At 68.6% G+C, this 9,591-nt stretch carries 9 protein-coding genes and 1 pseudogene; 5 read left to right on the forward strand and 5 right to left on the reverse strand.

Features of this window, described 5'->3' with window-relative positions:
- From VTU_RS0103215 to VTU_RS34630, 4 genes and pseudogenes are all read left to right on the forward strand, one after another.
- Nucleotides 1-672: aldehyde dehydrogenase family protein (locus VTU_RS0103215; protein WP_010100701.1), on the forward strand; the 672-nt coding region annotated here is incomplete at its 5' end.
- A gap of 21 nt (nucleotides 673-693) precedes the next feature.
- Nucleotides 694-1,728, forward strand: a complete 1,035-nt coding sequence (locus tag VTU_RS0103220; protein WP_010100703.1) for an NAD-dependent epimerase/dehydratase family protein — start codon at nucleotides 694-696, stop codon at nucleotides 1,726-1,728.
- Nucleotides 1,729-1,772: 44 nt separating this feature from the next.
- Entirely contained in the window at nucleotides 1,773-2,765 is a 993-nt protein-coding gene (locus VTU_RS0103225; protein ID WP_010100705.1) for a tripartite tricarboxylate transporter substrate binding protein, read from the forward strand.
- A 1-nt stretch (nucleotide 2,766) separates the two neighbouring features.
- A pseudogene (locus VTU_RS34630) lies at nucleotides 2,767-3,124 on the forward strand (PIN domain-containing protein).
- 55 nt (nucleotides 3,125-3,179) lie between these two features.
- Here the strand turns inward: VTU_RS34630 and VTU_RS0103235 are convergent.
- Genes VTU_RS0103235 through VTU_RS0103245 form a run of 3 tightly spaced genes read right to left on the reverse strand, consistent with a single transcriptional unit; the run spans nucleotide 3,180 to nucleotide 5,829 of the window.
- Entirely contained in the window at nucleotides 3,180-4,694 is a 1,515-nt protein-coding gene (locus tag VTU_RS0103235; RefSeq protein WP_010100709.1) for an ammonium transporter, read from the reverse strand.
- Nucleotides 4,695-4,730: 36 nt separating this feature from the next.
- The gene (glnK, locus tag VTU_RS0103240; protein ID WP_010100711.1) at nucleotides 4,731-5,069 is read right to left on the reverse strand and encodes a P-II family nitrogen regulator; all 339 of its coding nucleotides are present in this window, start codon (nucleotides 5,067-5,069) and stop codon (nucleotides 4,731-4,733) included.
- Nucleotides 5,070-5,112: 43 nt separating this feature from the next.
- Nucleotides 5,113-5,829 (reverse strand): TorF family putative porin, encoded by a 717-nt coding sequence (locus VTU_RS0103245; protein ID WP_010100713.1) that lies wholly within the window; start codon nucleotides 5,827-5,829, stop codon nucleotides 5,113-5,115.
- A gap of 231 nt (nucleotides 5,830-6,060) precedes the next feature.
- On the opposite strand from VTU_RS0103245, the gene VTU_RS0103250 reads away from it, so the two are divergent.
- Nucleotides 6,061-7,602, forward strand: coding sequence for a YifB family Mg chelatase-like AAA ATPase (locus VTU_RS0103250; RefSeq protein WP_010100715.1), 1,542 nt, complete (start codon nucleotides 6,061-6,063; stop codon nucleotides 7,600-7,602).
- 25 nt (nucleotides 7,603-7,627) lie between these two features.
- On the opposite strand, the gene aceA is transcribed toward VTU_RS0103250, so the two are convergent.
- The gene (gene aceA / locus VTU_RS0103255) at nucleotides 7,628-8,959 is read right to left on the reverse strand and encodes an isocitrate lyase (RefSeq protein WP_010100718.1); all 1,332 of its coding nucleotides are present in this window, start codon (nucleotides 8,957-8,959) and stop codon (nucleotides 7,628-7,630) included.
- Nucleotides 8,960-9,062: 103 nt separating this feature from the next.
- Nucleotides 9,063-9,488 (reverse strand): gamma-glutamylcyclotransferase family protein, encoded by a 426-nt coding sequence (locus VTU_RS0103260; RefSeq protein ID WP_010100720.1) that lies wholly within the window; start codon nucleotides 9,486-9,488, stop codon nucleotides 9,063-9,065.
- Nucleotides 9,489-9,591 lie beyond the last annotated feature (103 nt).

Below are 9,591 nucleotides of genomic sequence, written 5' to 3' on the forward strand. Positions count from 1 at the left end.
GCCGCGCTGGCCGGGGTGCTTTCGGGAATCTTCGGCTCTGCGGGGCAGAGCTGCGTGGCGGGCTCCCGGCTCTTCGTCGAGCGCGCGATCTACGCCGAATTCGTCGCCGCCCTGGCGCAGCGCACGCGCGCGCTGCGCGTCGGTCTGCCCGACGACCCCGGCACCCAGGTCGGCCCGCTGATCTCCTGGCAGCACCGCGACAAGGTCGCCGGCTACGTGGAACTCGGCCGGCGCGAGGGCGCGCGCGTGCTGGCCGGCGGGTACGCGCCCGAGCAGGGCGCATTGGCACGCGGCGCGTTCTACATGCCGACCCTGCTCGATGGCCTGCACGCGCAGGCCCGCGTCTGCCAGGAGGAAATCTTCGGCCCGGTGCTGGTGGCGCTGCCCTTCGACGGCGAAGACGATCTGATCGAACAGGCGAACGGCACGGCGTTCGGACTGGCGGCGGGCATCTGGACGGGCAGCTACCCCAGGGCCTGGCGGCTGGCGCGCGCGCTGGAAGCCGGTTCAGTCTGGATCAACACCTACAAGCAGTCGCACATCGCCACCCCTTTCGGGGGCTTCAAGGACAGCGGCATCGGCCGCGAAAAAGGCCTGCAGGGCCTGCGGCTGTACAGCCAGAACAAAAGCATTTACTGGGGGCTGCACACGCAACCTCTAAGCCTGGGTTGACGAGAGGACGCAGCGCACGCCATGACCGAATCCACAACCTCCCCTCCCGCGTCCGCGGCGCTGCCGATCCGCGGCGCCCGCGTGCTCATCGCCGGCGCCGCGAGCCTGGTCGGCTCGCATACCGCGGAACATCTGCTGCGCGCCGGCGCGCGCGAGGTGCTGCTGCTGGACAACTTCGCGTTCGGCACGCCCGAGGCGATCGCGCACCTCCGGGACGATCCGCGCGTGCGCATCGTGCGCGCAGACATCACCCGGCTGCACGAACTGCTGACCGCCACGCAGGGCGTGGACGGTGTGCTGCTGTTGGCCGCGCACATGACGCTGGGTTTCGCGCAGACCCCGTGGCAGGCCATCGACGTGAACGTGCGCGGCGCGCAGAACCTGATCGAAGCCTGCCGCTTGCACCGCGTGCGCAAGCTGGTGTTCGCCTCGTCGAATGCGGTGTACGGCTACGGACCGGGCGTCCAGGGCGCACTGCACGAGGATCTGCCGCTGCACAGCGTCGGCGCTCCGCCCGCGGCGGTGCTGTACGGCGCGTCCAAGATCATCGGCGAACAGCTGTGCCGCCAAGCCTGGCAGCAGCATGGCCTGGCCTACGTGGCGTTGCGCTATTCCACGGTCTACGGGGAACGCCAGCACTATCGGGCAGCGAACGCGCTCTACATCATGGACACCTACGACAGGGTGCGCCGCGGAGAGCGCCCGGTGCTGCCCGGCGACGGCAGCGACAGCAAGCATTTCGTCTACGTCGGGGACGTGGCGCGCGCCAACCTGGCGGCCTTCGAGAGTGCGGCCACCGACGTCGCCGTCAACATCTCCGGGGTGGACCCGATCACGACGCGCGCCCTGGTGCAGTTGGTGCTCGACTACTGCGGCAGCCGGCTGACGCCGCAGTTCCAGCCCGATCCCCCCGGCACGGTGCGCCTGACCGCGGGCGGCGCCTTCCACATCCCGCACGACAAAGCCGGCGCGCTGATCGGTTGGCGGCCCGAGGTTCCCATGCGCGAGGGGGTGCGCCGCCTGCTGGCCTGGCGCGAGGCGCAAACGCGGACCTGAGCCGCATTTCAATCACGACGCCCCCGAGGCAGGAGACTTTCCCCATGTGGCATGCATTCGCGCGCGGCGCAACCCGGTGTGCGCACCGCTGCCTGGTCCTGCTGGCATGCGCGTCGGCGCTGACCGCTGGCCCGGCATGGGCCTGGCCGGAGAAACCGATCGAACTCGTGGTCGGCTTCGCCGCCGGCGGCGGCACCGACACCACGGCCCGCACGTTGGCCCAGCACCTGAGCCGGCAGTTGGGCGCGCAGGTGGTGGTGAGCAACCGTGCCGGCGCATCCGGCGAACTGGCCCTGGCCTACGTGGCCCGGTCCGCGCCCGACGGCCACGTGCTGGGCATGGCGAATATGCCGGGACTGGTCACGCTGCCGATCGAGCGCCGCACCTCCTTCCAGGCGAACGACTTCAGCTACCTGGCGAATCTGGTGCGCGACCCGAGCGCGTTCTCGGTCGTCCAGGACAGCAAGTACCAGAGCCTGGCCGACCTGATCGCCGACGCCAAGGCCCGGCCGGGCGAGATCAGCTACGGCTCCACCGGCGTCGGCACCGACGACCACCTGGGCATGGTGCTGTTCGAGCGCCTGAGCGGAACGCGCCTGAACCACGTACCGTTCAACGGTGCCGGCCCGCTGCGCAACGCGGTGCTCGGCGGGCATGTGACGCTGGGAGGGATGAACCTCGGCGAAGCCATGCCGTTTCGGCACAGGCTGCGCATTCTGGCGCAGGCCGGCGCAGGCCGCTCGCGCCTGGCACCGCAGGTGCCGAGCTTCAGCGAATCGGGGCTGGCACTGGTGCTGGGTTCGGAACGCGGTGTCGTCGCGCCGCGCGGCTTGCCGCAGGACGTGGAAAAGCGCCTCATCGAAGCGCTGCGGGCGATCGCTGCCGACCCCCAATTCAGGCGCCAGATGGAGGCGCAGTTCACCGAGATGGATTACCTCGAAGGCGCGGACTGGAGGCAGCGGCTGGACCGTGCCGCGCGGGAATTCGCCGACCTCTGGCGCGTCGCGCCCTGGGGCGAAGCCCGGCCCGCGCCCTGATGTGCGCTCCTGGTTGAACGATCAAGCCGCCGAAACGCTGTACCTGCCCAGCGTGGCGCTGGCCGAGCTGCTGTTCGGCATCGCAGCGCTCCCGGCCGGAAAGCACAAGCGCATGCTGCAACAGGCGCTCGATGGTTTGCTGGATCTGTTCCGGGATCGGGTGCTGCCATTCGACACCGACGCCGCACGGCACTGCGCCGAGTTGGCCGCGGCGGCCAGAGCCCGCGGACGGGGATTTCCCATAGCCGACGGCTACATCGCAGCGATTGCGGCCTCACGGAACTTCATCGTGGCGTCGCGCAACACCGCCGGCTACGCAGCGGCGGGCATCACCGTCATCAAATCCCTGGGGCATCTGAGAAAGAGGCTGCGCCGCGGTCCGGACGGACACCGCGGCGCACCAGGGGCGCAGGCTCAGCGGTTGTACGCCGTCTCGCCGTGCGAGGTGATGTCCAGACCTTCGCGTTCGTCCTCTTCCGTGACGCGCAGACCCACGGTGAGGTCGACGATCTTGTAGGCCACGAAGGACACGACGCCCGACCACACGATGGTCAGCAGCACGGCCTTGGCCTGCACCCACACCTGCGCTGCGATGGAGTAGTCGGCGGCGCTGACTGCGGTGGCGCTGACCCAGTCGGCCACATAGCCGGGGCCACCCAGGCCGGGTGCGTTGAACACGCCGGTGAGCAGGGCGCCGACGATGCCGCCGATGCCGTGCACGCCGAACACGTCGAGCGAATCGTCAGCGCCCAGCAGGCGCTTGAGGCCGTTGACTCCCCACAGGCAGGCAAAGCCGCCGACGAAGCCGATCACCAGCGCGCCGCCGATGCCCACGTTGCCGGCCGCGGGCGTGATGGCCACGAGGCCGGCGACGGCGCCCGAGGCGGCGCCCAGCATCGAGGCCTTGCCGCGCATCAGCGCCTCGCCGATGCACCATGCGAGCACGGCGGCCGAGGTGGCCACCAACGTGTTGATGAAGGCCAGGGCGCTGAAACCATTGGCCTCCAGCGCGGAGCCGGCGTTGAAACCGAACCAGCCCACCCACAGCAGCGAGGCACCGACCATGGTCAGCGTCAGGCTGTGCGGCGCCATGGCCTCCCGGCCGTAGCCAATGCGCTTGCCGACCATGAAGGCACCCACCAGGCCCGCCACGGCGGCGTTGATGTGCACGACGGTACCGCCGGCGAAGTCCAGCGCGCCCCACTGCCAGATCTGGCCCGCCCGGGCGGTCACGGCGTCGGCCACTTCCTTGGACGTGTAGGCGTCAGGACCCATCCAGAACCACACCATGTGCGCGATGGGCAGGTAGCTGAAGCTGAACCACAGCACCATGAACAGCATGACGGCGCTGAACTTGATGCGTTCCGCGAAGGCGCCAACGATCAGCGTGCAGGTGATGCCGGCGAACGTGGCCTGGAACGCGGCGAACACCACCTCGGGAATCACCACCCCCTTGCTGAAGGTGGCGGCGTTGGCGAAGGTGCCTGCGGCGTTGTCCCAGATGCCGCGCATGAACAACCGGTCCAGGCCGCCGATGAAGGGCCCTCCCTCGGTGAAGGCCAGGCTGTAGCCATAGATGAACCACAGCACCATGACCAGCGAGAACGTGACCATGACCTGCATCAGGACCGACAGCATGTTCTTGCTGCGCACCAGGCCGCCATAGAACAGGGCCAGGCCGGGCAGGACCATCAGGATGACCAACAGGGTGGCGGTCAGCATCCAGGCGGTGTCGCCCTTGTTCGGGACGAGGGCGGGGGCCTCTGCGGCAGCCGGTGCCGCTGCGGCCGCTGCGCCCACGTCGCTGGCAGGCACCGCCGCGGTCGCGGCGGGGGCCGCAACGCTGGCGGCAGGCGCCTGGGCCAGGGACAGATTGCCCATGCCGAGCAGACCCAGCCCCAGAATGCAGGAGGCAAGCATTTTTTTCATGGCGTTTCCTCTTCTTTCGTGTGATGCGGCCGGGCCTTACAGCGCTTCCTTGCCGGTTTCGCCGGTGCGGATGCGCACCACCTGCTCCAGTTGGGTCACGAAAATCTTGCCGTCGCCGATCTTGCCGGTGCGCGCGGCGTTTTCGATGGACTCGATCACGCGGTCCACGAGTTCGTCCGCGACGGCGGCTTCGATCTTCACCTTGGGCAGGAAATCGACCACGTATTCGGCGCCGCGGTACAGCTCGGTATGGCCCTTTTGGCGGCCAAAGCCCTTGACCTCGGTTACCGTGATGCCTTGCACGCCGATGTCCGAGAGCGCCTCGCGCACCTCGTCGAGCTTGAAGGGCTTGATGATGCTTGTCACCATTTTCATTCGAAGATCCTCCGGAGCGGGCACCGGCGGCGCCCGTTGAGATTTACAGGGTTTTGGTGAGCGTGGCGAGCACGCGGGACTTGTTCACGGGGCCAAAGAAATACTTCTTGTTTGCGCCCACCAGGGCCGCTCCCAGCGACAGGCCCGAGCCGAAGTCGTAGGCACCGCCCAGGCTGTAGTCGATGTAGTTCGGGGCGCTGATGCTGCCGCCGAAACGGGTCCAGCCCAGGGCGGTCCGGAGCGTGAACCTGGGTGCAATCTCCTGCGCGCACGCCAAGTTCAGGTAGCCGGTATTGCGGCCCCTGAGGCCGACCCCTGCGAAGCCGAAGTAGTCCCGCGACAGGGTGTGCGAGTACTTCGCGCTGAACGGACCGAAGGTGGCGCCGCCGTAGGTCTCGAAGGTGTTGCCGCTGCTGTTGCCGGGGTAGACGTAGGCCATCAGGCCCACGTCCAGGTCGGCGCCGCCGGCCTTCAACTTGTAGCCGCCGTACAGGTCGGTCTCGATGGAGTTCCCCGGCAGCCATTTGACGCTGGAATTCCAGTTGCCCACGTAGAAACCGGATTCACCGAAGCTGTAGTCGAGGCCGCCCTGGATCGCGGGCTTGAAGGGCTTGTTCTTGGACACGTTCTGGTCCTGACCCCGGAACTTGTAATTGCTGGTCAGGGAAATATTCCCGCTGAGCTCGGCGTGGGCCGGCAGCGCCAGGGCAAGCAGGGCCAGAAAGGCAAGGCCCTGGGACTTGATGGGGCAAGGGAGCATGGTTTCCTCCTGTGGGATCTTGGTTGATGGCTCAAGGCGGGGACGGACGAATCGGAGCAAGCGTTCCATGCATGGACCGTGCCACGGCCACCGCCACGCCTGCGTCGTACCGATCCCCATTACAGTGGCGGTGCGCGCGCGCAAGGCAGGCCGTGCACCCAATCGGTGCAAAACGCAGCCGGGCCGCGCCCAAGAGCCGCAGGGGGCACCCATCTGGGGAGAAACCATTTCATGAGTCTTGCTTTGGTGCAAAGCCGCGCCCTTTTGGGGCTGCAAGCGCCCGTCGTCACCGTCGAGGTGCATCTGACCAACGGCCTGCCGAGCTTCACGCTGGTGGGGCTGGCCGATGTCGAGGTCAAGGAGGCGCGCGAGCGGGTGCGCTCGGCGCTGCAAAACGCGGGGCTGGAGTTTCCGCACAACAAGCGCATCACCGTGAACCTTGCGCCGGCCGACCTGCCCAAGGACTCCGGGCGCTTCGATCTGCCCATCGCCCTGGGCATCCTGGCGGCCAGCGGGCAGATCGACGCGAGCCGGCTGGCGGGCCACGAGTTTGCCGGCGAGCTCTCGCTGTCGGGCGAACTGCGCCCGGTGCGCGGCGCGCTGGCCACCAGCCTGGCGCTGCGCACGCAGCAGATCGACGTCCAACTGGTGCTGCCGCCCGGCAGCGCCGAGGAGGCCGCCCTGGTGCCCACCGCCCGGGTCGTGCGCGCGCGCCATCTGCTGGACGTGGTGCGCGCCTTTGTGCCACCGGGCAGTGGGGCAGCAGGCAGCGACGCGCACGGCGACGGCTGGACCCACCTGCAACCCCTGCCGATGGACGCCGGCGCGGACGGCCCCGACATGGCCGACGTCAAGGGCCAGGCCACGGCCAAGCGCGCGCTGGAGATTGCCGCCGCCGGCGGCCACAGCGTGCTCATGGCGGGCCCGCCCGGCTCCGGCAAGTCCATGCTGGCGCTGCGTTTTGCCGGGCTGCTGCCCGCCATGGCGGTCCAGGAGGCGCTCGAGAGCGCGGCGCTTGCCAGCCTCGCGGGGCGCTTTCGGCCCGAGACCTGGGGCCGGCGGCCGACGGGAGCGCCGCACCATACCGCCAGCGCGGTAGCCCTGGTGGGCGGCGGCTCACCGCCCCGGCCGGGCGAGATCTCGCTGGCGCACCACGGCGTGCTCTTTCTGGACGAACTCCCCGAGTTTTCCCGGGCCGCCCTCGAGGCCCTGCGCGAACCGCTGGAGAGCGGCCGCATCACCATTGCGCGCGCCGTGCAGCGCGCGGAATTCCCGGCGCGCTTTCAGCTGATCGCCGCGATGAACCCCTGCCCCTGCGGCTTTCTCGGCTCCACGCAGCGCGCCTGCCGCTGCACCCCCGAGCAGGTGAACCGCTACCAGGGCAAGCTCAGCGGACCGCTGCTCGACCGCATCGACCTGCACGTGGAGGTTCCCGCCCTGCCCGCCGACCAATTGGTGCAGGCGCCCGCGGGCGAGGCCAGCGCCACCATCCGCGCGCGCGTGGAGTGCGCCCGCGCTCTTGCACTGGCCCGGCAGGGCAAGAGCAACCAGGCGCTGCAAGGCCAGGAGATCGACACGCACCTGCAACTGAGCGCCGCAGCCGCGGGCTTCCTCCACACCGCCGCAGCGCGGCTGGGCTGGTCAGCGCGCAGCACGCACCGCGCGCTGAAGGTGGCGCGCAGCATTGCCGACCTTGCGGGCGCGCCCAGCACCGAGGTGGCCCACGTGGCCGAGTCCGTGCAGTACCGGCGGGTGCTGCGCACGCCGGCCTGAGGGCATCTGTCTGCTGCCCCTGCGATCAGTGGAACTGCTCTTCCTCGGTCGATCCGGTCAGGGCCCTTACGCTGGACGAACCGCCCTGGATCACGGTGGTCACGTCGTCGAAGTAGCCTGCGCCCACTTCCTGCTGGTGCGAAACGAAGGTGTAGCCCTTCTCGCGCGCGGCGAATTCCGGCTCCTGCACCATTTCGGCGTAGTGCTTCATGCCCTCGCCGCGGGCATACGCATGGGCGAACTGGAAGGTGTTGAACCAGTTGATGTGGATTCCGGCCAGCGTGATGAACTGGTACTTGTAGCCCAGCGCCGAGAGCTCGTCCTGGAACGTGGCGATCTGCCGGTCGTCGAGGTTCCTCTTCCAGTTGAAAGAAGGCGAGCAGTTGTACGCCAGCAGCTTTCCGGGGCACGCGGCGTGCACGGCCCGGGCAAACTCGCGCGCAAAGCCAATGTCCGGAACGCCGGTCTCGCACCACACCAGGTCGGCGTAGGGGGCGTAGGCCGCGCCCCGGCTGATGGCTTGCTCCAGCCCGTTCCTGACGCGGTAGAAGCCCTCCTGCGTGCGCTCGCCGGTGAGAAAGGGCCTGTCGTTCGCGTCGTGGTCCGAGGTGATCAGGTTCGCGGCCTCGGCGTCGGTGCGCGCCAGCACGATGGTCGGCACGCCCAGCACGTCGGCCGCGAAGCGCGCGGCGATCAGCTTTTCGCAGGCTTCCTGCGTCGGCACCAGCACCTTGCCGCCCATGTGGCCGCATTTCTTCACGGCAGCCAGCTGGTCCTCGAAGTGAACGCCCGCAGCGCCTGCGCAGATCATGTTCTTCATGAGCTCGAAGGCGTTGAGCACGCCGCCGAAACCGGCTTCGGCGTCCGCCACGATGGGCAGGAAATAGTCGATGTACTCCTTGTCGCCGGGGTTGATGCCGCGGCTCCACTGGATCTCGTCGGCACGCTTGAACGTGTTGTTGATGCGGCGCACCATCGCGGGCACCGAGTCGTAGGCGTACAGCGACTGGTCGGGGTACATGGTCTCCGAGGTGTTGCCGTCGGCCGCCACCTGCCAGCCCGACAGGTACACGGCTTCGAGCCCCGCCTTCGCCTGCTGCATGGCCTGCCCGGCGGAGATCGCGCCGAACGCGTTCACATAGCCCTTGCGGGCCCCCCCGTTGATCTTCTCCCAGAGCTTTTGCGCGCCGTGCCTGGCGAGCGTGTGTTCCGGTTGCAGGCTGCCGCGCAGACGCACCACGTCCGCCGCGCCGTAGCCGCGCTTCACGCCACTCCAGCGCGGGTTCCGGGTCCAGTCTTTTTCCAGGGCGGCAATTTGCTGTTCGCGGCCCGGTTGTTCGTTCAGGGATGGGGTCATGGGATCACTCCAGGGTCAAGTTGGAAACGCCGGGCCGCGATGCGCCGCCGCCCTTGAACGCAAACTCTAAGTCTTCTACAAGAGTTGCGCAAGCTCTTATGTCTTATATAAGAGATAAATTTCCCTCCCCGAGCCAGTCCCCATGCGCAATCAGGGGCGCAGACCCGAGGCGCCGGGGATTGATTTCGTAGACCAGACAAGGCAGCGCCTGCGCCTGCCCCTCTAGCTGCACGACGACTTCGCGCTTCACGTACTCGTCGGTCGGTTCCGCGCCCAGGTCCTCGATCTCGTCGAGGAGCGCCTCCAGTGCCGGCGCAATGGCGTACACCTCGCCGCGCACCCATCCGCTGCCGCCCAGTGTCATGCCGGGATACGCGCCGAGGTGATGGAGCGCCCCCGCGACCCGCGCCGCGCCGACGAAGCGCGGAGCCGGCCGCAGCCTGGTGATGTCGTTGCTGCCCCCGCAGCGCAGGGTGCCGTACACGAAGACACAGCGGGACGGTCTGGCGGGGTGGGATTCATCGGGCATGCTGCGCACTCCAGGCGGGACCGATTATTCACCATCGGAACACCCGCCCCAGGCCGCGGCAGGGCGCTGCTGCCGGTGATCGCGCATGCCAGACCTGCCCCCC

Source organism: Verminephrobacter aporrectodeae subsp. tuberculatae At4 (assembly GCF_000193225.1).
Taxonomy (GTDB): domain Bacteria; phylum Pseudomonadota; class Gammaproteobacteria; order Burkholderiales; family Burkholderiaceae_C; genus Acidovorax; species Acidovorax aporrectodeae.